The following is a 26,614-nucleotide window of genomic DNA, read 5'->3' as shown; positions in this document are numbered from 1 at the left end:
AGAAACAGATTTAAATACATACAAATATGGAAAACGAAGTTTTAGGCATTGGTTCACGAGTAAGACACAAAGAGTATGGTCCGGGAGTAGTTATCCAGGTGAAATCGAATAGTTACCTGATCACTTTTATGGACTTTGGAAACCGGGAGATCCTGAGAAACTACGAAGGCATGGAAGTGATCGACCTGATGGAGCCGGATGAAGACCTGGTCAGCATGGAGATGATCGAGAATACATTGACCCGTATCCTGCGCACCTTCGCCGATATCACCGAGATCGTTCCCATTGCCGACAAATACCGGGGTGGAACCTTGGTAATCAAACCGGCAAACCCGGAATTGAAACCCTACGAGATGCCCATCAGCAACTTCTTCAATAAGATCATTATCCTGCGCGAACGCCTGCGGGTGATGGAGCAGAAGATCAACGGAAGCAACCTCCAGGATGACGAAAAGATCGTATTGCAGCAATACATCACCCGTTGCTACGGCAGCTTGACCTCCTTCAACATCCTGTTCAAAAACAAAGGACAAATCTTCGTCGGAGAAGGCCGGAAATAAAACTTTTCAAATGGAAGAAAATCGGAAGATTTTCTTCAGTAGTTGGTAGTTAGTAGGCTCAGGGCGGTGAATGGAAGAGAATGTGAAGATCAATTGTCTGAATCAGGATTATCAGGATTGAATAAATGGGCAGGATTAAAGCCTGTGACACTCGCTTCGCTCGCCTCTAATCTTGTAAATATATTCAATCCTGATAATCCTGATTCAGACAATGGGACCTTCACATCTCACAAGATTTGAAGATCCTAAAGAACAAAAAATCCTCAGAATACCCTGCGAATAGTACGATCGTCCTGAAAGGACAATGAGCGCTGAAAGCGCGTAATACATCAGCCCGGGGTCAGAACCTTGAAGAGGTTCGCCACCCCGGGTTAAGGATACATATAAAAACGGAGCGCTGAAAGCGCGAAAGATTTGCTTTCGCGCTTTCAGCGCTCCGTTGTGTGTGGGTGTGGTCCGCGGCTTCAAAAATCTTCACATCTCAAACTATTTGAACCCCGCACACCCCCCTTTCCAAAACATTGCACTTTGGCCGACCAAACATTGCGCTTTGGCCGAGCAAAGTGCAATGTTTATTTTGGGCAGCCTACACATAAAAGTTTTACACCCCCCCCTCCACCTTTCACCCGTTCACCAGATCCCTGTATTGATCAGCGTTTTGGGTGAAGGCTTGGTAAAGAAAAACTGAGATCATCCCGGAAATCCGACTGACTTCCAAAGACAGGTGTATCAAGGATGGAGGCTTCCGAAAAAGGCCGCCGGAGTTTTTCAAAAGGCCGGCAGGGTTTTTCAAAAGGCCGGCGGAGTTTTCCAAAAGGCCGGCGGCCTTTTTCGGGATGGTCTGTCGTTTTTTAAGGTATTCCTTTAGCTTTCACCCGAAACGCTGATCAATACAGGGATCTGGCGAACGGGTGAAAGGTGAAGACCGGGGTAAAAACTTTTATGTGGTAAGGTTTTTTCACTATCTTTGTTCCCGAATGAAAAGGACAATCTCTCACCGGACTCTTATTCGCTTCCGTCGCTGGTCGCGGAAGGGGTATGCTGTGTTCAGTAGCCTGGGGCGTTGTGTGACGATCGGCGCGTTGAAAAAAGGGCTGGCCGATGCTTCTTTGAAGAAACAGCAATCGCCCGTACAGACCCTGCTGTTGCGCTTGACAACGGATGGGGATGAAGAAGCGAAAGAAGCGGAAGAAAAGACGTCCGAGATTCTTTTTCAATTTTATCGTTTACTCATTCAGCCGCAGGTAGCGGAGGAAGTATGTAGTGTACAATCAACTGAACTAATAATATCGGAGAACAGACTTGCCGGGTAGATACGCGTGTATCTATCCGGCTTTTTTATGGGGTAACAACTAAAAGACAAGATATGATTTTAGAGATTAAGAAACGGATACTGGAAGGGGGAAGTATCAAACCGGAAGAGGCCTGTCGACTGGCCCGGTCCGCCGAAAAAGAGGAGTTGTATCAGGCAGCGCATGAGATCACCCGCCGGATGGCTTCGATGGCCTTCGATATGTGCTCGATTATCAATGCCCGGTCCGGACGTTGCCCGGAGAACTGTAAATGGTGCGCCCAATCCATGCATTATCAGACCCAGGCGGAGGTGTACGAATTGGTCGACCGGGAAGAATGCCTTCGTCAGGCGCGGCAGAACGAACAACAAGGTGTTCATCGCTTCTCCCTGGTGACCAGCGGACGCAAGCCGAACGCGCGGAACCTGGAGAAGATCGGCGACACGGTGCGTTATCTCCGCCAAAACACATCGATCCAACTCTGTGCCTCGTTGGGTTTATTGAATGAAGAAGAACTGTCGGCCCTTCAACAGGCGGGGGTCAATCGTTACCATTGCAACCTGGAGACGGCGCCTTCCTATTTCCCGGAGCTCTGCACTACGCATACGATAGAGGAGAAAATCGAAACGATACGGGCGGCGCGCCGGATCGGTATGCAGGTCTGCAGCGGAGGCATTATCGGCATGGGAGAGACGATGGAACAACGGATCGAGTTTGCCTTCACCCTGAAAGAATTGGATATCCAATCGATACCGATCAACCTGTTGCAGCCCATTGCCGGCACACCGTTGGCCGGCAGCCAGCCGCTGACCGAAGAGCAGATCCTGACCACCATCGCCCTTTTCCGCCTGATCAACCCGACTGCTTTCCTTCGCTTTGCGGGGGGAAGGTCGCAGCTCACGAAAGAGGCGATGGAGAAGGCTTTGTTTATCGGCGTCAACTCGGCGATTGTCGGCGATCTGCTCACCACCCTTGGCTCTAAAATAGCGGAAGACAAACCGATGATCGAGAAATATTATCCGGCCGACAACTTCGACCGCGAACACCTCTGGCATCCGTACACCTCCACCACAAATCCCTTGCCGACCTACAAAGTGCGGCGGGCGGAAGGCTGCATGATCGAACTGGAAGACGGCACGCGGCTGATCGAAGGCATGTCGTCCTGGTGGTGCGCCGTACACGGGTATAATCATCCGGTGTTGAATAACGCCGCCCGGCAGCAGCTCGAGTCTATGTCGCACGTGATGTTCGGCGGACTGACACATGATCCGGCGATCCGGTTGGGCAAGCTGTTGTTGCCGCTGGTTCCACCTTCGATGCAAAAGATCTTTTATGCCGACTCCGGCTCGGTGGCCGTGGAGGTTGCTTTGAAAATGGCGGTGCAATACTGGTATGCCAAGGGGCAGAAGGCCAAGACTAATTTTGTTGCCTTGCGTTCGGCGTATCATGGGGATACCTGGAATGCGATGTCGGTCTGCGATCCGGTCACCGGCATGCACACGATCTTCGGCAGCGCGCTTCCGGTACGCTATTTCGTGCCTTCACCTTCTTCCCGTTTTGATGGGGCGTGGGACGAGGCGGATATCCTGCCCTTGAAAGCGCTCATCGCGCAACGCAAAGACGAATTGGCGGCCGTCATACTCGAACCGATCGTGCAAGGGGCAGGAGGCATGCGCTTTTATCATCCGGAATACCTGCGGCAGGCTGCCCGGCTGTGTCGTGAGAACGACCTTTTGTTGATCTTTGATGAGATCGCCACCGGCTTTGGGCGTACCGGGAAGCTGTTTGCCTGGGAACATGCCGGGGTAGCCCCCGATATCCTATGCATCGGCAAAGCGCTGACCGGCGGATATATGACGCTCTCGGCGGTACTGACCAATGCGGACATCGCCGATACCATCTCCAACGGAGAGCCCGGCGCGTTTATGCACGGCCCCACGTTTATGGGCAACCCGTTGGCCTGCGCCGTGGCCTGTGCCTCGGTTGAACTACTACTTTCCTCCGGTTGGGAGCAGCGGGTGAAAGCCATTGAAACGCAACTGAAACGGGAGTTGGCTCCCGCGGCGGAATGGCCTCAGGTAATGGATGTCCGCGTACTCGGAGCCATCGGCGTGATCGAGATGAAGAAACCGGTCGATATGGCGGTGATCCAACGGCGTTTTGTGGAAGAAGGCGTATGGGTGCGTCCCTTTGGCAAATTGGTGTATATCATGCCGCCTTTCGTGATCGCACCGGAGCAGCTGACGAAACTCACCCGCGCATTACTGAAAATCGTAAATGAATCAATCTGATGGAACAACAAATCTTAGACATCTACCGGAAAGAATTACAGGCGCTGGAAGAGAAAAGCAACCGGCGGCAATTGCCTGAAGTCACCCATTGCGAGCGGGAGGTCATCCGGCAGGGAAACCGGATGCTTAATCTTTCTTCCAATGATTATCTGGGGCTGGCCACAGATATCGCTTTGCGAAAGACTTTCCTTGAGACCCTGACGCCGGAGACATTCTTCCCTTCCGCTTCGTCTTCCCGCCTGCTCACCGGCAATTTCCCGGCGTATACGGCGTTGGAAGACACACTCTGTCGGTTGTTCGGATCCGAAGCAGCCTTGGTTTTCAATAGTGGCTACCACATGAACACGGGCATTCTGCCCGCCGTATGCCACGCCAAGACCCTGATTCTGGCCGATAAGTTAGTACATGCCAGTCTGATCGACGGGATCCGGTTGTCCTCCGCGCAATATATCCGTTACAAACACAATAATTACGAACACCTGGCTTCGTTACTCCATAAGAATCAAAGCGACTACGAAAGGATCATCATCGTAACGGAAAGTATCTTCAGCATGGACGGCGACGAGGCGGATCTGCGCCGGCTGGTGGAATTGAAACGACAGTATCCCCATGTTCTTTTGTATGTCGACGAGGCCCATGCCATAGGGGTTCGGGGAGAAAAAGGGCTGGGACTCGCGGAGGAACAGGGTTGTATCGAGGAGATTGATTTTCTGACCGGCACATTCGGCAAGGCGTTGGCCTCGGTCGGCGGATATATTATATGTAAACCGGTTATCCGGGAGTATCTGATCAATAAGATGCGCACCTTGATCTTTACCACTGCCTTGCCACCGGTCAATCTGATGTGGTCGCGTTATATCCTGGAACAGCTTGGTGCGATGAAAGAAAAAAGGGATCACCTGCAAGCGATCAGCCGATACCTGAAAGAGAGCTTGATCGGGAAAGGCTACGCTTGTCCTTCCACCAGCCATATCCTCCCGGTCATGATCGGCGATAGCCGGGCGACTGTCCGCAAAGCGGAAGAGATGCAGCGGAAAGGTTTTTATCTACTGCCCGTCCGCCCGCCGACCGTACCGGAAGGCACTTCCCGCATCCGCCTCTCCCTAACGGCAGCGATAAGGGAAGAGGAGGTGGAACAGTTAGTTCGGTTGCTATAGTATGATAACAATATATCAAGTGTACTATGATTATAAAGAAATACAAACAAGGAAAATCCCCCTCCCTCCTCCTCTTTTTCGCCGGGTGGGGCATGGACGAACGGCCTTTCCAGGCGTATCTGCCTAAGGACAGGGATTGCTGGATCTGTTATGATTACCGGTCGCTCGCGTTTGATTATTCAGCCGTGATGGAGTATTCCGAGGTGCAGGTCGTTGCCTGGTCGATGGGCGTATGGGCGGCGTCCTATATCCTACGAGATAACCCTTTCCCGGTGAGTGAAAGTATCGCCATCAACGGCACTCCCTACCCCGTAGATGATGAAAAAGGCATCGCCGAACGGATCTTTCAGGGAACACTCGATGGCCTGAACGAACAAACACTGCAGAAGTTCCGGCGCCGGATGTGTGGCACTGCTGAAGCCCTCAACCGCTTCCTTGCCCAAATACCGCAACGGTCGATCGAGGATTTGCGCGAAGAGCTCCGCCTGATCGGGGAGAGAAGTAAGCAGCCCCTTCCTTCTACCTTTCGATGGGACAAGGCCTATATCGGGAAAAGCGACAAGATCTTTCTTCCGGCCAACCAACAAAAAGCCTGGGAAGGGACGGCAACAGTTCTGAATCTGATCGATTCCGAACATTATCCGGAAGAATGGTTTAAGGGAATGAAGAATGGAAAATAAAGAATTAGAAATCGGTCCCAGCCAATTGATCAGGCAACGCTTCTCCAAAGCGGCAGAGAGTTACGAAAAAGAGGCGACGGTGCAACGCCGGATTGCGACAACTATGAATCAGCTGTTGCAGCGGGAACTCTCGCCCTCCGTTATCCGGCAGGTGCTGGAGATCGGGTGCGGCACGGGCATCTTCTCGCGCCTCTTAGTCCGGACGTTCTCGCCCGAAAGGATGCTCCTGAACGATCTTTGTCCGGAGATGAAATATAATCTGCAAGACCTGTTGAACCCACAGATCCGGTTTCAACCGGGGGATGCGGAGAATTATCCTTTCCCGGATCGATACCATCTGATCGCTTCCTGTTCCGCTTTGCAATGGTTTAAAGATCCCGGAGCGTTCTTCACAAAAGCCCATTCTTTACTGGCCCCAAGCGGCATACTGGCTTTCAGTACGTTCGGGAAGGAGAATATGAAAGAGATCGCGGCGCTTACCGGACAAGGGCTCCCCTATCTTTCCCTGCGGGAGATCACCGGTATGTTATCGCCGGATTATGCCCTTATCCATGCTTCGGAAGAGCAGATCACCAAAACATTCCCAACGGCTATGGAAGTGCTCTACCACCTGAAACGCACCGGCGTGACCGGCATCCAACAACAACAGTGGACCAAAGAGCGCCTCTCGCGTTTCTGTTCGGAATATAACCGGATATTCAACGTCGACGGCTCCCTCCCGCTCACCTATCATCCCATCTATATTATCGCGAAAAAGAAATGAAAGAGAATATCTATTTTGTTACAGGCATTGATACCGATGCCGGAAAGAGTTATGCGACCGGCCTGATTGCCCGCAGGTGGAACGAAGAAGGCTATCGCACCATCACCCAGAAACTGATCCAGACCGGCAACACCGGTTATTCGGAAGATATTGATCTCCACCGCAAACTGATGGGTATGGATTATACCGAAGAGGACCGTTTGGGTTATACCATGCCGGAGATCTTTACCTACCCGGCCTCGCCCCACCTGGCCGCCCGGTTGGACAACCGCCCGATCGATTTCCATAAAATAGCGGAGGCCACCCGGATCCTATCCAACCGTTACGACCGGGTACTGTTGGAAGGAGCCGGAGGCATTATGGTGCCCCTGACCGAAGACTATCTGACGATCGACTATATACAGGAGAGAAACTACCCGGTCATCTTCGTCACCTCCGCCAAACTGGGAAGCATCAACCATACCCTATTGAGCCTGGAAGCCCTCCGAAACCGAAACATCCGGCTGGAAATGGTCGCCTACAACCTCTACCCCGAGCAGGAAGACCAAACAATCAGCCAGGATACCCAACGCTTTATCCGAAAGTATCTCGAACGGCATTTTCCGGGAGCCGGGTTTATAGAGGTGCCTGCAATAAAGAAGAATTGAGAATGAAGCAAAACGAGTGCAGCGAGTGGCCGCAGGCCGATCTTCAATTCCTGATTCAGACAATGGAAAAAAATCCTCAAATATCAACCGATTTGAAACCTACCACAGTTCCCTTTTTCAAACTACCAGTACTTTGCGTGCAAACTACTAATATTTTGTTGCCAAACTACCGGTAGTTGGTACGCAAACTACCAGTAGTTTCTGAAGAGAATGTTAACGCTTTATTTTCAATGGTTTACAAATCCGCGAAGTCCATTCGCATGGAAGAAGAGTTGAAGGTTTTCCCGTGGTCCCGAAGGGACATCATCTTGGTAGCCCGTTGCTTTAGCTTCGGGTTTAGGATGAGTGATTGTCGCGCAACGCGTGCCGAAGGTACGCGACTGGTATTCAATGGCGTACCTTCAGCACGCCCGTGTGAAGAATGTATCCGTTTTAACCCGATGCTAAAGCAACGGGCTACCAAGATTACAACCGTTCCGGTTGTCCGCAAATCTTCAAATTTCAACCTACTTGAATATCCCGCGAAATACCCATGCTGGCCTTTTGGCAAAAGAGGGGGAAAGGAAGTGCTCCACAACTTTCCGGGGTGATCCGTAATCATCTCAGAGCAGAGCATTTTGTTGATACCAACAAAATGGTTTCTTGAAGATTTTTATGCTCAAAGCGAAGTGATAATAGACGTTTCCACAACTCCTTCCCTGAAATCCCCAATATTTCTTTACCTTTGTCGTTTAAATAATAAAATCGTTAGAAAAGAACATTTAAAGCTATGTCAGAACTATTCCCAACAACGCTACCGTATAAAGTAGCTGATATGAGCCTGGCGGAATTCGGGCGGAAAGAGATTGAGATTGCCGAACATGAGATGCCGGGATTGATGGCTATTCGTCAGAAATATGCCGGACAAAAACCATTGGCCGGGGCACGGGTGATGGGCTCTTTGCATATGACCATACAAACTGCCGTACTGATCGAGACCTTGGTCTCGCTGGGCGCTGATGTGCGCTGGTGCAGTTGCAATATCTTCTCCACACAGGATCATGCGGCGGCGGCCATCGCGGCTACCGGCGTTCCGGTCTTTGCCTGGAAAGGGGAGACATTGGAAGAGTATTGGTGGTGTACGGATATGGCGCTCCGCTTCCCGGGCGGAAAAGGGCCGAACCTGATCGTAGACGATGGGGGAGATGCCTCTTTACTGGTGCATTGGGGCTATAAAGCGGAGAATGATGCCGAAACGATCAACCGCAAAGGCGGTAACCACGAAGAACAGGTCATCCTCGATACCTTGAAACGGATCCTGGACGAAGATAACAGCCGTTGGCACCGGGCAGTGGAAGAGATGAAAGGAATCTCGGAAGAGACCACCACCGGCGTACACCGTCTTTACCAGATGATGGAAAAGGGTGAGTTGCTGGTTCCCGCCATCAATGTGAATGATTCGGTCACCAAATCCAAATTCGACAACCTCTATGGCTGCCGCGAATCGCTGGCCGACGGGATCAAACGGGCTACCGATGTGATGATCGCCGGGAAAGTAGTCGTCGTCGCCGGATATGGCGATGTGGGCAAAGGCTGTTCTCACTCCATGCGCTCTTACGGTGCCCGGGTGATGGTGACAGAGATCGATCCGATCTGTGCCCTGCAGGCGGCGATGGAAGGCTTTGAAGTGACGACGATGGAAGAAGCGGTCAAAGAAGGGAATATCTTCGTGACCACCACCGGCAACCGCGACATTATCACGATCGAACACATGACGCAGATGCGCGATCAGGCGATCGTTTGCAATATCGGCCACTTCGATAACGAAATACAGGTAGACAAGCTGGTTCATTTCCCGAATATCAAACATACGAACATCAAACCGCAGGTGGATAAGTACACCTTCCCGACCGGAAACTCGATCTTCCTGTTGGCAGAAGGCCGCCTGGTCAATCTGGGTTGCGCCACGGGGCATCCTTCTTTTGTGATGAGCAACTCGTTCACCAACCAGGTATTGGCGCAGCTCGATCTGTGGACCATGCCTTACGAAACGGGTGTTTACCGCTTACCGAAGCGATTGGATGAAGAAGTGGCCCGCCTGCACCTCGAGCGTATCGGCGTGAAACTGACAAAGCTCACTTCCGAACAGGCCGACTACATCGGAGTTGCGGTGGATGGGCCTTATAAGGCGGAGCATTATCGTTATTAAAATAACGAATTATGAATTATGAATTATGAATTATGAGAAAGAAGAGGGAGCTCTATTCTTATAATTCATGCTTACTTCTCATAATTCATAATTCATAATTCATAATTTCTATGTTATTTCGAAGCAAAGCCCCCTTTCGTTTAGGCATCGCCGGTGGCGGGACGGATGTTTCGCCTTACTCGGATTTGTATGGAGGCGCGATACTGAACGTCACGGTCAACCTGTTTGCCTATGCGACGATCCGTCCGTTGGAAGAGGGGAAGATCCGGTTCGTTCATGTCGACGAAGGCATTACGGAGGAGTTTGATGCCGTTCCTTCTCTGCCGGCGGAAGGGCCGTTGGTCTTGCAGCGGGGCATCTATAACTCGATCGTGCAACGCTTCAACCACGGGCGGCCGCTGTCGTTCGAACTCACGACCTCCATGGACGTACCGTCGGGATCCGGCCTGGGCACCTCCTCGACCTTAGTGGTTGCCATCCTGGGTGCTTTTACCGAATGGATGAAACTTCCTCTCGGGAAATACGATCTGGCGCACTATGCTTATGAGATTGAACGCGTCGACCTCGGCATGGCCGGAGGCAAGCAAGATCAATATTCGGCCACTTTCGGCGGAGTGAACTTTATGGAGTTCCTGGCCGGCGATAAAGTGATTGTCAATCCGCTCCGGATCAGCAACGATATCCTGTACGAATGGGCGATGAACACCCTTCTTTTCTACAGTAACCTCTCCCGCAGCTCCTCCCGTATCATCGAAGAGCAGGTAGAGAACGTGCGCCAGCAGAAAGAAGAGGCGCTCGAGGCGATGCACAAAGTGAAAGAAGAGGCTTTCCGCATGAAGAACTGCCTGTTGAGAGAGGAACTCTGGGAACTGGGCAAGGCACTGAACACCAGCTGGGAGAACAAGAAGAAAATGGCCCGGCACATTTCGAACGATACAATAGATAAGATATACGATACGGCCATCGGCCAGGGCGCGCTGGGCGGCAAGATCTCCGGAGCCGGCGGCGGCGGATTCATGTTTTTCTACTGCCCCGGCAACAGTAGCTACCCCGTGGCCCGCGCATTGACCGACCTGGGTGTCGGCAAACTGCATTCGTTTGAATTTTGCAAGAAAGGATTAATGACATGGACGGTAAAAGAACCCTAAAAGAAAGACTCGAACAGCATCAGACCCTGATGCAAAAGCTCCTGAACGATCCCCGGTTGCAAGAATCTGTCCTTGCCGCAGCCGAATGGATGATTAAAGCTTTCCGGCAAGGCAAGAAAATCTACTTCTGCGGCAACGGCGGAAGCGCGGCCGACGCGCAACACCTGGCGGCGGAGTTCTCCGGCAAGTTCTATCTGGACCGCGAAGTCCTACCCGCCGAAGCATTGCATTACAACACCTCGTACCTGACCGCAGTCGCCAACGATTATTCCTTCGAGATCGTTTATGCCCGCCTGATGGAAGGATTGGGGAAAAAGGGAGACCTCCTGATCGGATTGTCTACTTCCGGCAACTCCCCCAATATCGTCAAAGCCTTTGAGGTCTGCCGGGAGAAAGGGATCAAAACGATCGGTTTCACCGGTGAAAGTGGCGGGAAACTGAAAGCCTTTTCCGATCTCTTGATCGCCATCCCCTCGACGGACACGCCCCGTGTGCAGGAAGCGCATATCACGATCGGGCATATTCTCTGTGAGATTGTCGAAGCGACCCTTTTCAAGGCAGATTGAGATGGAAGCGATCATCTTAGCCGGAGGAATGGGCACCCGCCTGCAAGCGGTAGTCAGAGAGCTGCCCAAAGCCATGGCGCCTGTCGCCGGGCGGCCTTTCCTTTATTATCTTTTGGAGACGCTCGAAGCGGCAGGTTTCGATCATGTGATCCTGGCCGTCGGCTACCGCCACGAAGTGATCGAGGAATGGCTGTCGGCCTTCTCCACCCGGATGCGTATCTCCCTGGTGGTCGAAGAAGAACCGCTGGGTACCGGAGGAGCCGCCAGGCTTTCCCTCTGTCAGGCGGAACAACCGGATGTTTTTATCCTCAACGGCGACACTTTCTTCCCGGTCGATTACGCGGCGATGCTCGTTTCCCACCGGGAGATGGGAGCCGAAGCCACGCTTGCGCTGAAAGAGATGCGGTCGGCCACCCGCTACGGGTTGGTCGAACTCCACAACGACGCCCATATCGCCCGTTTCCGGGAAAAGCAAACCGGCGAAAGCGGCCTGATCAACGGAGGAGTCTACCTCATCCGCCGGGAAGCGTTGAGACACTACCCCGATCGGTTCTCGCTGGAGAAAGATTACTTCGAAGCAGTGGTCGGATCAAAGAAACTCGCCGGATTCCTTTCCGGGCGTTACTTCCTCGATATCGGTATTCCCGAAGATTACGAACAGGCCCGGAAAGATTTTGCGGATGGAAAGTACAAAACCTTTTGATACGCTCTTTCTCGACCGCGATGGGGTGATCAACGTACATCGTCCGGGCGACTATGTCAAGTCCGTTTCCGAATTTGTCTTTGCCGAAGGGGCGTTGCAGGCGCTTGCCGTACTCTCCCGGCTCTTCCGCCGCCTGATTGTGGTGACCAATCAGCGGGGTGTCGGCCGGGGACTCATGAACCGGCAGGCTCTCGACGAGATCCACAGCTATATGCTGCAACAAATTGAAAACCATCACGGAAAGATCGACAAAATATACTGTTGCACCGAAACAGACGAGAGCCATCCCGACCGCAAACCCAATCCCGGCATGATTCATCAGGCCTTACGCGACTTCCCCGAGATCGATCCGGCAAACGCTTGGCTCGCCGGCGACAGTCTGACCGATATGCAATTGGCCGCACGCGCCGGAATCAAAGGTGTCCTGATCGGTAGTCGCTATACGGCCGAAGAAATTAAACCCACGCCGGTCTATCTTTCCTGCAAGGATTTATTTACTTTTGCAAAGAAACTGCAAACACCATGAAGATCGCCATCCTTTCTCCCTTTTATCCCTACCGCGGAGGCATAGCCCAGTTCAGCGCAATGCTTTATACCACGTTGGAGAAAGAAGGACACGAGGTGAAAGCTTTTAATTTCAAAAGATTATACCCGGATCTCCTCTTTCCCGGGAAAACGCAGTACGTAGAAGAAGGCGATCAGGCGATCCCTGTCCCGAGTGAACGCCTGTTAGACAGTATCGATCCTTTCTCTTATGGGCGGACCGTAAAAGCCCTGAAGTCTTTCCAGCCGGATGTGTTGATTATCGCCTATTGGATGTCGTTCTTTGCGCCCGCTTACGCACATATTGCTCACCGGATGAAAAAGCATTGCCGGGTGATCACACTGATCCATAACGCGATCCCACACGAACCCCGTTTCTTCGACCGTCCGTTGGCCTCCCTGTTGTTCAAACAGAGCTACGGCTTTGTGGTGATGAGCCGGACCGTAGAAGAGGACCTGTTGAAACTACGTCCGCAGGCCCACTACATCAACAATCCGCATCCGTTGTACAACCATTTCGGAAATAGAATAGACAAAACAGAAGCCTGCCGCCGCCTCTCCCTCCTGCCGGGCAAACGCACGTTGCTTTTCTTCGGCCTGATCCGGGATTACAAAGGAGTAGACCTATTGATCCAAGCCATGGACGAACTGGACGATACGTATCAGTTGGTGATTGCCGGCGAAGCGTACGGTAGCTTTGATAAATACCAGGCGTTGATCGATCAGTCGGCTGCCCGCGACAGGATCCGGGTATATAACCGGTATATCAGCGACGAGGAGATCCCCACGTTTTTCTCTGCCGCCGATGCCCTGATCCTCCCTTATCGCTCGGCTACGCAGAGCGGCGTCGTCTCGGTCGCCTATCATTACGATCTTCCGATGGTCGCCACTCCCGTGGGTGATTTCCCGCAAAGCATCGGCTTGCCGCAGACCGGGATTGTCGTCTCCGACATCTCTTCACAAGCCCTTGCCAAAGGAATAAACGAATTATTCACTCCGGCAAATCAAACGCTCTTCCCGGCGAATATCATCCGGGAGAAAACGGCCCTTTCCTGGGAAACCTTAACCGAGAAATTGATACATCTCAGTGCCGAATAAGTATAATTTGGAGCGTTTTTTGTATATGCCTTTCCCCTTTTTATTGTTTGAAGGCTGTGAAACCGTTGTTCGACAGCTATCGAACAGCTGTTTGACAGCTATCAAACAGTTGTTTCACAGCTGTCAAACAATAAAAGGCGGGTTACTTTTTCCTTTTTTCCCAGACCGAATAAACAATCGCAGCCAGGACGAATAAAAGAATCAGGAAGGAGCTATACACCCCGACCTGGGTTGCAACGATATAACCCTTGGGTCGGAATTCAAAAACGATCTCATGCGCACCGGCAGGCACACGCATGGCGCGAAGTGTCCAGTCGGCACGGAAATGGGAAGCCGGTTGCCCGTCGATCGTCGCTGTCCATCCCGGTTGGTAATAGATTTCGGAGAAAACGGCCAGTTGCTCCGCAATAGCGTTTGATCGATACGTCAATTTATTCGGCCGGTAACTGATTAATTCGATACTTGAAACGGAATCCCTCGGCGCGGGAGTGAAGCCTTCCAGTTCGCCGGCAAAACGTTTATCGACCACTGCCGTTCGCAAAGGATTGATCGTATGCAACGCTTCGATTTCCGCATCCGCATTCTCGACGACTTTCAGATCGGCCACAAACCAGGCATTGCCGAAAGCAAAAGGATTATAAACGGGAGGCGCTCCGGGATTGTAAATCACATAACGGGTATTCAGCATGTTCAATGACGGCGTATGCAGGAACACTTCCTGAAGCGTCTGCATCGTCACCTGCTCGCCCTGGAAAGCCTGGATGATACGCCCCAGTTCGGGCATCAGGCGGTGGTCGATCAGTTCCTGATAACGGCGAAGCTTCACCGCATGGTAGCCGCCCAGGGAGTGATGGAAATAAGACGTATTGGTTTCTTTGAACGGATTGTTCAGGTTGATCACCCGGTAGGAAAGATCCGTGTCTTTAAGGATCTCCTGATTGGCTACAGAGGGCTGATAGACCCCAGCCGAAGGTTTTTCCTTGACAAAGCTATCCGCATTCAGGTAACGTTTGTCAACAGCCCAGAGATCGGCCAGCGTCAATACGGCGATACCGGCACAAACCACCAGCGACACCGTCTTTTTGTTCTTTGCCTTGAGATAAAGAAACACCAGTCCGGCCGTCAACAGGACGAACATCAGCGAACGGAAAGCATCCGACGAAGCCAAGGCGGCCCGGTCGGCCAACAAACCGGTATAGAACGGTTGACCGGCGAATTGGGCGTCGTAATTCTCGGACTGGAAGCTCAACAGGGCCGTCGGCGCCAGCCAGATAACGAGGCAAAGCCCGCCGGTAATGCCCAGGGCGGTAAAGAATCCCTGCTTCAACCGCTTGGGATCGACCGCATCGGAGAGTATTTCTTTCAATCCCCAGAGTCCGATGATCGGCAAGATCATGCCCGGGATCACCAAGGCAGTCTCCGGCGTACGGAATTTATTGTACATCGGCAGGTAATGGAACAGGAAATCGTTGAACCACGCCATATTCCTTCCCAGCGCCATAAAAGTCAGTAACAGGGCACCGGCAAACAACCACCATTTCATCGGATTGCGGATCACAAACAGACCCAGGACGAAGAGGAAACAAATGCCTGCCCCGTAATACATCGGACCCGAAGTGAACGGCTTATCTCCCCAGTAGGTCGGTGCCTGTACCTCTTTGCCAACCTGGTAACCATTGGCACGCAGGAAGCGGGCATATTCGGAGTCGCTGTCCAATTTACCACCGCTCGACCCACCGTAGACGTTCGGGATCAACATCGTCAGTAATTCACCCTTACCATAGCTCCATTGAAAAGCATACTCTTTGTCCAATCCGGAAGAGATCTTCTCGTCGCCGGCAGAAGCAGTCGTCAGTTCCGTGGCCCCACGGATAGAACTCTTGCCCCAATCCCATTGCACGTACAGGTTGCGGGCATTGGGCAAGACAGCCAGCACCACACAAACCGCCATAACGGCCGTAACGAGTCCCAACTCCTTATATGCTTTCATTCGGATTCGCCAAATCCCATAACCGAGATAGACGAAGAAACAGAGAAGCGCCAGGTAATAGGTGATCTGCATGTGGAAGTTGCTAACCGACAAGGCAACGCCAAGAAGGAAAAGGATAGTTCCCCACAGGTAGTTGCGTTTGAACAACAAAGCCATGCCCGCAAGGGTAAGCGGCATATAAGCCATCACATAAGCCTTGGTTACATGCCCGGCAGGGATGATCAGGATATTGTAAGAGGCAAAAGCAAACGCAATGGCACCGGCCAAGGCCAGCCACCAGTTTACACCCATCACACACATCAGGATATAGAAACAGATCAAACCGGTCAATACCATACCGGCGTACAGGTATCCGATACTTTTCGTCGGTTTCTCGATCACATCAAAGCCAGGCAGGTTGGGAGCCGGACTACCATAACCCGAAATATAAGGCATCCCACCGAATGCGGCGTCCGACCAGACACTGAACTCTCCGGGTTCGGCCGTTTCTTCATAGGCTTTCATCTGGCTGTCGCCCATGCCTTCGGCAAAGATCATATCACTCTGATGTAACACCTTACCGTCAATGATCGCCGGGGCGAAATAGGTGACCACCAATCCTAAAAACACAACGATGGCGGCAAGGTGCTTGCCCCATCCCTTTATCTTATCCTGCATCATATCCATTTTCAATTAACAATTATCTAACAACGTTCGCTTAGCGGAGCGTAAAGCAATGATCAGACTCTCCCTTTCAACCCTTTCGCCGCATAAAAGCGGATGGCAAACCAGCCATGCAACAACAGGGTACTTACCGGGCCATAATACTTCGTCATGATCGCATACCGCTCCTTCAAAGAGGCTTTCCGCTGCACAGTACTTAAGCCTTCCTCCAGGAAATCGGAGAGAATCATTCGGGTGTTCTTTATTCCTTTCGCCTTCTTCAGGCATTGAATGCACCAATCGTAGTCGGCGACCAACTTATACGTCGTATCATAGGACGGAGCGATCTCCCGCCGGGCGATGAACGATTGGTGGCACACCAACATACCCATCCGGAAGCTCTTCCAAGTCAACCGCCGGGGCGGGCGCAGGCGGCGCAAGCCTAAAGAGTTCCCCTCCGCATCTACGATCTGCGTATCGCCGTAGATTACGTCCGGCAAAGATACGCTCTTTTTCAACGAGGCCGTTATCTCCTGCAAGGTATTTGCCGTATGCAGACAGTCGCCGGCATTGAGAAACAGGACATAGTCGCCCGTTGCCCGGCGAAGTCCCTTGTTCATGGCATCGTAAAGGCCGCGGTCGGGCTCACTGATCCAATAGGCAATGCCCGATTGGTATTGTTCGATCAGTTCTACCGTGCCATCGGTCGATCCACCGTCGATAATCAGGTATTCCACGTGCGGATACGACTGGCGCAGGACGCTGAGAAGGGTCCGCTCCAACCATTGGGCGGCGTTGTAGGTGACGGTAATGATAGAAAAGACTGGTGTTGACATCTTATAACTTCTTTTTCAATAACGCTTCATAGAGATTCATATACCGGCCGGCGACCACCGCTTCGCTGTAACTGCGTTCCACTTTCTCCAGGCAAGCCGAAGATAAAGTTTTCGCTTCCCGGTTTTCCAATACCCACAATATGCCGGCGGCCAGATCTTTCGGGTCTTTATACCGGGCGACATAGCCATTCGCCTGGTGATCGATCATCTCCGGAATGCCCCCGGTATCAAAGCCGACGCAAGGTGTGCCGCAAGCCATCGCTTCCATAATCGTATTGGGCAGGTTATCCTCCAGGGAGGGGCTCACAAACAGATTGGCACCGGCATACGCCATGACTTTCTTCCGATCTTCAGAGATATAACCCAATTCATTCACCGGGAAAGAGAAAGCGTTGATCAATTCATCCGAACCACTTCCCATTAAAACCACTTCGATCGGGAGCGTGGTGGTCTCTTTTAAGATCCGGCAAGCTTCCAACAGGTAATTGGCGCCCTTCCGGTCGTCCGACAACTTCGCCGCCGCAAAAAGAATCAGGCATTTATGCACAGGCAAAGCAAAAGATTCCCGCGCCTGCGCCCGGTCGATCGGTTGAAAGACATCCCGGTCGATCGGATTAGGGATGGAGTGGAATGCGGCTTGCCGCAATAAGGCACTCCGTTGGGCCTGCTCCGTGATCCACCGGCTACATCCGACAAAAGCAACCTTCGCCAAAGCGAGAGATTGCTTCTGCCGGAACACCGCCCGCGCCAGATCCCATAACGGTCGATCCACAAGTTTCGGACAGTGGTAGCATTCCAGTTCAAACTTCTCACAAGTCCCGGGATAATGGCAGATAGCCGTTGCCGGCCAGAGATCATGCAATGTCCAGACCACCGGTTTACCGGTATCGATCAACGCCTGAATATCATCAAGGGAAAGAAAGCCCTGATTGATCCAGTGCAGATGAATCACATCCGCCTCTTGCACCAATGGATGCCGGCTGATATCCGTTCCCGTATTGGCAATGGATACCTGAAACAGGTTCTTCCGCTTGCCTTTGTTGCAACAAAAGATTATCAACCGCTCCCACAGGAAGCGCCACCGGTTCTTTTGCTTTTCCAGCCAGGAGCCCCGATCAACGGCATACACCTCCGCCGCCCGGCTACTCCGATCCCGCACCAGAAAAGCCGCCTCAACCCCTTGCTTACGCAAAGCCTTCAATAAACGGTTGGCAGCCACAGCGGCGCCACCGGTTCGTTCGGAGGTATTTACTATCAATATCTTCATCTTACCAAATTCTCCATGACGGCATATCTACAGCATACACTTTGTCTTGCTTCATTCGCATACCCAGGTACATCCCTGGATTGGAAGAAAACGTACCGATAAAGAGAGAAGCTCCGGCCAGGATATCCATCGAAGCAAAAAGCTTAATCAGTTTATTGCGCTTCATCTCCGCACTTTCTTCCACGAACTTTTCATGGAAATAACCTCTTTCATCTGTATCACATAACGTATGAAAAGTCCATTCCGGATAGTGTTGCCTGAGTTTCTCGATGATGGAATAATCATCCGTCAGTACAAATGTATCTCTTATCCCGGATAATGCCTCTGCTTTCTTGATATAAATATCAACGGCTAAAAGATCAGCCTCTTCAGACTTATCGCCGCCCCGTATATGCAAACCGATATATTGCTCGGGCAGGTTGTTTCTCTTTTTATAATGATCAACGGCAATTTCTGTCTCTTCATTGTAACGCCAGGTCAATTCAATCAATCGGGCACAAGCATCCTGCAGGTTACCTTCTATCCCTAACTCCGGGATATGGTAGTGCTTTCGGGGAGAAACATCCCGGCATTTCCCAAAAACATCCTGTGTGTACAACTGTTTTTTGAAAAATAAGAAATAAGGAATAAAACTACGGAAAGCGGACTTCTGTCCTTTGAATAGGCGCTTCAGTGCAAAGCGCCAGTTGGCCGTTCGATAATGCACTTTCCCTGTTTCAGTATGATCTTCCGCGCAAAAAGGTTTGAAAAACCCCGTCCAGCCATTTTCCTTATCAAAGTTTGCATCTTTTGAATACAACTTGAATTGGATCTTATGATCCAGACAATAGAGCATAGCCAGGATCATATTATTGTATTCGGAAAAGAAACCGGCTTCCAGTCCAATCCGATATACGAGTTGCCGACTAAATTGGGCATTCAACTGTTCGTACTTCTTTGCCAGTGTCTCTCTCATTTTCTATGATAAGCTTTTATTCGCTTCTTCAACTAATCCGTTTAACTGTATGATATGATCTTTGTACAAGTCATACAGTTGCCTTTTATTCCTTTGTTCCTGTGTCCGGGTGAACTCGTTATTCCAGATACGCATACCTCCGGCCATCAACGAACGGAAACCGGCGTTATACCATCCTACTTTCAAGCCGGAAAGCCATGCCCGCAGGCAAAGCTCCGTATCATCACACTGGAAAGGAGCAAAAGAGAACCTTATGTGCTTCAGGTGCTGCATATACAGCGGTTTGTGAATGAACATCGGCGCACGGTTTACGGCGTGTACGAACAGAAATTCCTTTTCGCTGATATCCTTGTTTTTATAAAGATCGGCAACCCCCCACTTTTCTTCTTCATAGATCGTAAAGTCAAGTCCGTTAAAGCCACCCAGAATAGCCATATCGGGATATTGCCGGAAGTAAGCGATCGCTTTATCGACCCAATCCAGGCCGACAATCTCATCATCGTCTTGCAACAGGACAAGATAGGTGCCGTTGGCAAAACGAATGGCCTTGTCGTACATCACATTCTCGTATAAGTCATTCGCGCGGATCAGAAACTCATTGGCTCCATCCAGGAAATTGACCAATCGCTTCGTATGATCGGGTGTAGAACCGTCGTCCATCACAATAATCTCCGCTTTCGGGTATTTCCGGAGTTGCTTTACGGTATGAATCACACTGTTGCTTTTATTATGCGACTGGATAATAAAACTGATATCCGGCGTATTGTTATATCCTTTGGCCAACCAGCCTTCGTAACTCTTTTGCTTCTTGACCCGCGTTCTTTTGGCCAAAGCCCAATATACTTTCTCCAGGAGCAATTTCACTTTCATCTTTGTTTCATTTAATAAAGTTTGAGGAAATAACGCGCCAAGCGTTTATAAGAAAAGAACTTCTTACGGGTAGTCAACCGGTCGATCTCCTGATCCGGCAAGATATAACGCGGATGATTCAAGGGGAAAGAGATCGGACTGGCTTCGACATACGCTGTTTTATTCTTCCGGGAGTTAGCCGTATGTGTTGCATTGGGCGACTCCAATCCGATATTGGTCACCAGATTGACCGCCGGATAAACGGATAATTGATTTTGCGTGCGGAGAGTCAAGAGATACTGTACATCCCAGGTATTGATCCCGTTCTTCCCTTTCAATGTATCGGAGATAAAAGAAGAGAAATAGATCTCGTCCCGCAAATTCAGGAATAATGATTTGCGCTTTCTTCGCTCTCTTTGCGCTTCCGACCAATAAGGGAAATCCACCCGGTAGTTCTTCCATACCCGCCGCCAGGAAGCCCATCCCCAGATATGCGTAAAAGAACAAAAGTCATAGCTCAGCCCATCTTTTATGATGCCCGGGAAGAAGTTATTCCCACCGATATGGCCAATGCGTTCATCGTCTTTATAACGAATAAGCAACTCTTCGCAAAACGGGAAGAACGAAAGATCGGGCAAACAATCGTCTTCCAGGATCACGCCATATTCTTCCTGTTCGAAAAACCAGGTGATGGCTTCCGAAACAGCTACCTTACAGCCCAGGTTCTTCTCCCGGTATAATGTCTTCAATTCGCAAGGCCAGTCGATACCTTCGATAATTGCCCGGGTCTGCCGGCAACGTTCGGCCTCTTCCGGCCGCCCTTCCCGAGCCGCGTCAGCCGCCACATACAACCGGGCCGGCTTGATCTGCCGGATACGTTCGAACACCTCCCGGGTGGTATCCGGCCGGCTGAAGATCAGGAACAGAATAGGGATATTGTATTGTTTCATATTTTAACTTTCAATAGATAAAACTTCAAAGGGTACATTCGAGATTTTCGCTGCTACTAAAGAGAATGTACTGGCTAATGAGCCGTATACTTTCTCTGTTTCCGATAGGGTGTACATTTCAACTAATGCATCAAAGATACCCTCTTCCGTGTCTCTTCGCACTTTATCAAACGATGTGAGAATAGAATCTCCAAAACATTCTTTCAATCTCCTCTTTTCCTCGTAAGAGTCAGAGGCTACATAGAATTTGGTGTTTTTATCTAAAGCAAGCTCCTCCTCTATCTTAGCGATAAATAACGACAAAGGACTGTTCAGGGTTGGGGCAGAATGATCCCCTCGCCGGATATGAAGGCCTATCACCCGGCTATTCCCCAATGATAAGACCTGTTTCCTTATTCTATCTTGTATGAGCGGCTGGGGTTGCAAAATATTCAACATCCCGGGACGTTCGTAGAACAACTGGAAATGCACCAGATAAACCGAATCGTAAGAGTTCATAACCGACTGCAAATCCGTCGAGCTAAACCCAGCATAGATCTCTTTCTCATATATCCTCTTGTCGAAAGCCGCCTTCTGCCAGAGATAAGGAATCCATAGATTACGTTTACGCGGACGGTCGAAACGGTAATCCCATATTTTGGCATCTATCACCTCGACGTTTTCAATGGTCGGCGAGAGATTGAACAAGGAATGGAAATCAGCACCCATACCCCAATCCTTGAACCATACAACCTTTAGCCGCACCTGGTTTTCCCTGCAGAAGCCAATGGCCGAGGTGATAGCCAGCATCCGATTGGCTAATCCACCGATGGGAACTAATGTCAACTGTTTCATTTTCTTTTCTTTTTCAATAAGAAATCAACACTCTCTTTAAACATCACCGAATTTGTTAGTTTCATAATCGTCACATACAAAATAACTGCAACGCCTATTTTACAAATAAGTAAAAGATATATATTTTGAATCGGCAATGTAATCAGGCAAGTGGCAAACAATACCAATAAGGTAACGCCCATGTAGGGGAATATATCTTTTACAACATGCCAGATCTTTAATCCGATCAAACCATGGACATAATAATGCCAAACCAACAACCAGATCATATTAATCAGGATGAAGGCAATCACCATGACGAGGATGCCATACCGATACAAGAACAACAGAGTCAGAAGCTGCACGAGACCAATAACAAGGGTATTTATCAGGTATATATTTGACTTCCCGTGCGCAATAACCAACTGCGTATAGGTTGTGTAAATCGGGAGGAAAGCACCCCAGACACACAATAATTGCATGATCGAGATACTGTTCATCCATTTATCCGTGATAAGGATAACGATCAGTTCCGGAGCAACGAAAGCTAATCCGAATAGTGCGGGGAAAGAGATAAAAGCGATAAAACGTAACATTTTCCGGAAGATATGCCGTTGCCGGTCCCGATTATCATTTGCTTCTACCAATACCGGTTGTGCCACACTTTGCAGGATCTCATTTACAAACGAGGAACCCAGGGTTGACCATTTATTTCCCTGGGTATAATCGCCCACCTCATGTTTGGTGTAAAATCTTCCAAGAAGGGTGGTGAGGATATTATTATTCACCTGCGTAACAAAGCCGGTCAGTACTAATTTGATGCTGAACGGAAACATCTCTTTTATCGGTGCGAAATTGAAATGTAGCGAAGGCCTCCAGGCAGCATAATACCAACGCAATGCCGTTGCGACTATTCCATAAGCAACCGTTTGCCATACCAGTCCCCAATATTTATATCCATTCAGAATCAACACTACCCCTAATAAATTTGAAAGGAGCAGGGCCAGCACGTCGATCTTTGCCCTTTCTTTCATTTGCATCTTTTTAAGGAGTAAGGCATTATGCACAATCCCCATACTCCCTATCCAGAACCAGAGGAACAACACACGAGATAATGCCACCAATTCAGGCTCTTTAAAGAAAAGAGCAATCAGAGGCGCACAGAAGAAAAAGAGAAGATAAAGAAGTGAACTGGCGCCAAAGCAAAACCAAAATACCGCATTATAATCTTCATGTTTGATCTCTTTCCGGTTGATCAACGCGGCAGTAAAACCGCCTTCCTGGATCGTTGAGGCCACCCCCATAAAAATAGACAAGACCCCCACCATGCCATAGTCATCCTGAGTCAGGATACGCGCAAAGATAATCCCAAACAGAGCCGATAGGATCTGCCGCAAGCCACTGCTTATCCCGCCCCAATAAAGGCCTTTTGCTGTTTTTTCTTTGAGTGATAAATTAGTCATATTTACCTTTTTGTCATACGCCTCTTCAACGGAAGTATGCAAAACGTTTCTACTTTTAGATACAAAGGTAAGCCTCCAATCATATAATTGAGTAAAAACAATTTTATTCTATTCCCAATTTTGCGTGTTTTCCATAAGGCTTCTTGAAGGTCTTTATTCTCTTGGAGTTCCCGGTGTAGCATCTTACGATCTTCCTTTTTCAGAAAGAGTGTGTTTAAAAGAAAAAGGGCAAATGTACTATCCAAATGTCCTTGCATAAAAGTAAACCACTTGTTGTCTGTGGAGCGATACTTTTTCTGGAGGTCTGATATGGCACACGAAAGGCGATAAAAGTCATAACACTTATCTTTACTAAATAGATGTGTCATGGAAGCTGGGTTTTGCCAGTAATAGTAAACGATACTATCAATATAGGTAATGCTTGTAACAAAGGGGAATAACTTCGCGATCCACTCATTGTCTTCGAAATAAATATTTTCAAGAAAGAACAAATGATGTTTTAGTAGAAACTCCCTACGGAAAAGATAGGCCCATATAGTGACAACCATAGTGCTCCTTGCTATATCCTCGAAAGCCACGCAAGGTAATTTGTTCAAGGTGTTATTTTCATATTCAGCAGAGTAAAAGCCCGCGAACTGAACAACATCTTCTTTAAATCCTCTCAGCTTGCTCAAACAATTCTTCTCTATCCAATCATCGGCATCGATAAACCAGACATACTCGCCACGAGCTGCTTTTAGTCCTGTATTACGAGCTCCTCCTGCACGTTTATTTTCCTGGTTTATGACGATTATATTTGTGTATTGTTCGGCATATTTTTCCAGGATAGTTGGGCTCCCGTCCGTAGATCCATCATTGACGAGGATAATCTCATAATCAGAAGAAGCAATATCTTGATCTAAGCAACTATTGATGCATTGCTCCAAGTATTTTTCTACGTTATAAACCGGGATTATAATAGATAGGTACATTTTACGTCTTTCATTGATTATTTATGTGCATAAACCCTCTCAATAATATCCACCACCTTCATCCCTTCCAATACGTTGGTAGTGATGGTTTCTGTGGAGTGGCCGGAGAGGACGTTGACGACGTTGCGGATTACAAAGTTGTGATTCTGAGCGGAGCCTTTGTAGGGGCCGTAGTCGTTGCCGGGATTCGTTGGTGCCAGATCAGGCATTTCGTAATCCTTGACATGGCAGTATTCCACTTCGTTCATATATTGTCCACCGATCTTGACGCTGCCGTTCTCGGCGACGATCAACAGGCTACTTTCCAGGTTTTTGTTCCATACCGCGGTGGAGTAACTGAGGCTACCCATACCTCCGTTCACAAATTCGAAATGGATCAGGCCGGAGTCTTCAAAATCGGTCAGATCCTTATGGTTGAAGTCGGCAAAACGGGCCTGGATGTTAGTAATATCGCCGAAGAGCCAGTACATGATATCGATGAAATGGGAGAACTGGGTGAAAAGCGTGCCGCCATCGAGCCGGGCATCACCATGCCAGCCGCCGGGTTTGTAATAGCGCTCGTCGCGGTTCCAGTAACAGTTGAGTTGCACCATATAGATCTGCCCCAACCGACCGGACTCCACCAGTTCTTTGATCCATACCGAAGGCGGGGAATACCGGTTTTGCATCACACAAAACACTTGTTTCTGGTATTTGAGTGAAGCAAACACTACTTTTTCCGCATCGGCGACGGTCAGCGCCATCGGTTTCTCCACAACGATATGATGTCCGGCTTCAATACCCTGGATAGCCATCTCCGCATGCAAACCATTGGGCGTGCAGATATTCAATACATCGAATGAAAGTTCCTCTTTCAACAGCTCTTCCAAAGAAGAGAAGAAAGGCACATCATAGGCTTCGATCCCCAAGTCCTCTTTCGGGCGTATATCGCAGAGCGCCACCAGTTCGGCACCAGCATCACGGGTGATCATCTCGGCATGACGTTTGCCGATATGGCCGCATCCTACCACGGCAAATCGTATCTTCATTTTATGCATAGCGGCATATTGTTTCAATGATATAATCTGTTTCATCGGGTGTCATCTCCGTATGGATCGGGATGGAGAGGACCGAGCGACATAAAGAAGTTGCCACCGGAATCGGCTGGGGAATACGCGCGAGCATCTTAAACGCCTGCTGTTCCTGCACCGTAAAAGGATAATACACCATGGATGGGATTCCGTTCTCCTGCAACCAGCGTTTCAGCTCGTCCCTTTTGCCTTCCGCCACGCGCAGGGTATATTGGTGGTACACATGTGTCGAATGGGGCGCTTTCGCCGGTAGCGAAAGAAAAGGAAGGTGGCGCAGTCCTTCGTCGTATCTTTGGGCGACCGCCTGCCGGTGGGCCGTGAATTCATCCAGGTATTTCAGTTTCACCAACAGGATAGCGGCCTGCAACGTATCCAAACGGGAGTTGCAACCGACCAGTTGGTGGTGGTATTTCCGTCCCTGCTCCTGTCCGTGATTGGCCATCTTCTGCATTTTTCCGGCCAAAACGGGGTCGGAAGTCATCATCGCTCCTCCATCGCCATAACAAGCCAGCGGTTTGGAAGGGAAGAAAGAGGTCGTTCCGATATGCCCGATCGTGCCCGCGTTTTTGACGGTTTCACCGGTGGTTTGGCAGGTTGCCCCGATGGATTGGGCATTGTCTTCGACGACATATAAGCGGTATTTCTTAGCCAGCTTCAGGATCGGTTCCATCGCCACACATTGGCCGAAGAGATGGACCACGATAATCGCCCGGGTCCGTTCGGTAATGGCCTGCTCGATCAGTGCTTCGTTGAGATTGAATGTCTCTGCATATACATCGACCAATACAGGTGTCAACCCCAACAACGCGATCACCTCCACCGCTGCGATATAGGTAAACGCCGGCACAATCACCTCATCGCCGGGTTTGAGATCTAACGCCATCAACGCGATCTGCAACGCATCCGTCCCATTCCCGCAAGGGATAAGGTGAGGCACCGACAGGTATTCACTCAACTGCGTGGCGAATGTTTTCACCTGCGGCCCGTTGATAAAAGCCGTCGAATCGATTACCGCTTGCATCGCCTGATCGATCTCCGGCTTTAACCGGAGATACTGACTATGCAAATCGACCATTTGTATCTTCTCTATCATAATATCATAAACAATAAACGTTTAATGATGAACGCTAAACAGAACAGTTCAATGCCTGCCCATTAACCGTTAATCATTA

Annotated in this window: 24 protein-coding genes; 13 read left to right on the top strand and 11 right to left on the bottom strand. The window is 50.0% G+C overall.

Annotation, left to right across the window (positions count from 1 at the left end; genetic code table 11):
• Positions 1–26 precede the first annotated feature (26 nt).
• The 13 genes from M2133_RS11505 to M2133_RS11445 all read left to right on the top strand — a co-directional run bounded on the left by M2133_RS11505 (position 27) and on the right by M2133_RS11445 (position 13,636).
• Complete coding sequence (locus M2133_RS11505; RefSeq protein ID WP_277466280.1) at positions 27–560, top strand: hypothetical protein; 534 nt, start codon at positions 27–29, stop codon at positions 558–560.
• A 977-nt stretch (positions 561–1,537) separates the two neighbouring features.
• Positions 1,538–1,873: a hypothetical protein gene (locus M2133_RS11500; protein ID WP_277466279.1), complete on the top strand. Its 336-nt coding sequence runs from the start codon at positions 1,538–1,540 to the stop codon at positions 1,871–1,873.
• Positions 1,874–1,926: 53 nt separating this feature from the next.
• Positions 1,927–4,143: an adenosylmethionine--8-amino-7-oxononanoate transaminase gene (bioA, locus tag M2133_RS11495; RefSeq protein WP_277466278.1), complete on the top strand. Its 2,217-nt coding sequence runs from the start codon at positions 1,927–1,929 to the stop codon at positions 4,141–4,143.
• Positions 4,143–5,300, top strand: a complete 1,158-nt coding sequence (locus M2133_RS11490; protein WP_277466277.1) for an 8-amino-7-oxononanoate synthase — start codon at positions 4,143–4,145, stop codon at positions 5,298–5,300. Before bioA ends, M2133_RS11490 begins: the two co-directional genes overlap by 1 nt.
• A 26-nt stretch (positions 5,301–5,326) precedes the next feature.
• On the top strand, positions 5,327–5,980 hold the full coding sequence (locus M2133_RS11485; RefSeq protein WP_277466276.1) for a pimeloyl-ACP methyl esterase BioG family protein: 654 nt from the start codon (positions 5,327–5,329) through the stop codon (positions 5,978–5,980).
• A complete protein-coding gene (gene bioC / locus M2133_RS11480; RefSeq protein ID WP_277466275.1) occupies positions 5,970–6,743 on the top strand; it encodes a malonyl-ACP O-methyltransferase BioC in 774 nt (257 codons plus the stop codon). Before M2133_RS11485 ends, bioC begins: the two co-directional genes overlap by 11 nt.
• On the top strand, positions 6,740–7,390 hold the full coding sequence (bioD, locus tag M2133_RS11475) for a dethiobiotin synthase (protein WP_277466274.1): 651 nt from the start codon (positions 6,740–6,742) through the stop codon (positions 7,388–7,390). Before bioC ends, bioD begins: the two co-directional genes overlap by 4 nt.
• Before the next feature lie 769 nt (positions 7,391–8,159).
• Positions 8,160–9,578: an adenosylhomocysteinase gene (ahcY, locus tag M2133_RS11470; RefSeq protein WP_277466273.1), complete on the top strand. Its 1,419-nt coding sequence runs from the start codon at positions 8,160–8,162 to the stop codon at positions 9,576–9,578.
• Positions 9,579–9,688: 110 nt separating this feature from the next.
• The gene (locus tag M2133_RS11465) at positions 9,689–10,726 is read left to right on the top strand and encodes a dehydrogenase (protein ID WP_277466272.1); all 1,038 of its coding nucleotides are present in this window, start codon (positions 9,689–9,691) and stop codon (positions 10,724–10,726) included.
• Positions 10,705–11,292 (top strand): D-sedoheptulose 7-phosphate isomerase, encoded by a 588-nt coding sequence (locus M2133_RS11460; protein ID WP_277466271.1) that lies wholly within the window; start codon positions 10,705–10,707, stop codon positions 11,290–11,292. The genes M2133_RS11465 and M2133_RS11460 overlap by 22 nt, the downstream gene beginning before the upstream one ends.
• A 1-nt stretch (position 11,293) precedes the next feature.
• Positions 11,294–11,995, top strand: coding sequence for a nucleotidyltransferase family protein (locus M2133_RS11455; RefSeq protein WP_277466270.1), 702 nt, complete (start codon positions 11,294–11,296; stop codon positions 11,993–11,995).
• On the top strand, positions 11,973–12,521 hold the full coding sequence (locus M2133_RS11450) for an HAD family hydrolase (protein WP_277466269.1): 549 nt from the start codon (positions 11,973–11,975) through the stop codon (positions 12,519–12,521). The genes M2133_RS11455 and M2133_RS11450 overlap by 23 nt, the downstream gene beginning before the upstream one ends.
• The gene (locus tag M2133_RS11445; RefSeq protein ID WP_277466268.1) at positions 12,518–13,636 is read left to right on the top strand and encodes a glycosyltransferase; all 1,119 of its coding nucleotides are present in this window, start codon (positions 12,518–12,520) and stop codon (positions 13,634–13,636) included. Before M2133_RS11450 ends, M2133_RS11445 begins: the two co-directional genes overlap by 4 nt.
• Before the next feature lie 142 nt (positions 13,637–13,778).
• Here the strand turns inward: M2133_RS11445 and M2133_RS11440 are convergent, their stop codons facing one another.
• From M2133_RS11440 to M2133_RS11390, 11 genes are all read right to left on the bottom strand, one after another.
• Positions 13,779–16,283 (bottom strand): YfhO family protein, encoded by a 2,505-nt coding sequence (locus M2133_RS11440; protein WP_277466304.1) that lies wholly within the window; start codon positions 16,281–16,283, stop codon positions 13,779–13,781.
• 62 nt (positions 16,284–16,345) lie between these two features.
• Entirely contained in the window at positions 16,346–17,104 is a 759-nt protein-coding gene (locus M2133_RS11435) for a glycosyltransferase family 2 protein (protein WP_277466267.1), read from the bottom strand.
• A 1-nt stretch (position 17,105) separates the two neighbouring features.
• Positions 17,106–18,371: a glycosyltransferase family 4 protein gene (locus M2133_RS11430; protein WP_277466266.1), complete on the bottom strand. Its 1,266-nt coding sequence runs from the start codon at positions 18,369–18,371 to the stop codon at positions 17,106–17,108.
• Between the two features lies 1 nt (position 18,372).
• Positions 18,373–19,326: a hypothetical protein gene (locus tag M2133_RS11425; protein WP_277466265.1), complete on the bottom strand. Its 954-nt coding sequence runs from the start codon at positions 19,324–19,326 to the stop codon at positions 18,373–18,375.
• 3 nt (positions 19,327–19,329) lie between these two features.
• Entirely contained in the window at positions 19,330–20,196 is an 867-nt protein-coding gene (locus M2133_RS11420; RefSeq protein ID WP_277466264.1) for a glycosyltransferase, read from the bottom strand.
• Between the two features lie 11 nt (positions 20,197–20,207).
• Positions 20,208–21,125, bottom strand: coding sequence for a hypothetical protein (locus M2133_RS11415; protein ID WP_277466263.1), 918 nt, complete (start codon positions 21,123–21,125; stop codon positions 20,208–20,210).
• A 3-nt stretch (positions 21,126–21,128) separates the two neighbouring features.
• The gene (locus tag M2133_RS11410; RefSeq protein WP_277466262.1) at positions 21,129–21,959 is read right to left on the bottom strand and encodes a hypothetical protein; all 831 of its coding nucleotides are present in this window, start codon (positions 21,957–21,959) and stop codon (positions 21,129–21,131) included.
• Positions 21,956–23,401: a lipopolysaccharide biosynthesis protein gene (locus M2133_RS11405; protein WP_277466261.1), complete on the bottom strand. Its 1,446-nt coding sequence runs from the start codon at positions 23,399–23,401 to the stop codon at positions 21,956–21,958. Before M2133_RS11405 ends, M2133_RS11410 begins: the two co-directional genes overlap by 4 nt.
• A 2-nt stretch (positions 23,402–23,403) precedes the next feature.
• Entirely contained in the window at positions 23,404–24,372 is a 969-nt protein-coding gene (locus tag M2133_RS11400) for a glycosyltransferase (RefSeq protein ID WP_277466260.1), read from the bottom strand.
• A gap of 17 nt (positions 24,373–24,389) precedes the next feature.
• Positions 24,390–25,409 carry a Gfo/Idh/MocA family oxidoreductase gene (locus M2133_RS11395; protein ID WP_277466303.1) on the bottom strand — a complete coding sequence of 340 codons (1,020 nt, stop codon included), beginning with the start codon at positions 25,407–25,409 and terminating at the stop codon, positions 24,390–24,392.
• A complete protein-coding gene (locus M2133_RS11390) occupies positions 25,402–26,535 on the bottom strand; it encodes a DegT/DnrJ/EryC1/StrS family aminotransferase (RefSeq protein WP_277466259.1) in 1,134 nt (377 codons plus the stop codon). The genes M2133_RS11395 and M2133_RS11390 overlap by 8 nt, the downstream gene beginning before the upstream one ends.
• Positions 26,536–26,614: the final 79 nt, after the last annotated feature.

Source organism: Parabacteroides sp. PF5-6 (genome assembly GCF_029504695.1).
Lineage (GTDB): Bacteria > Bacteroidota > Bacteroidia > Bacteroidales > Tannerellaceae > QVMG01.
Note: the sequence above shows the minus strand (reverse complement) of the source record. Positions and strands in the feature narration are given on the sequence as shown.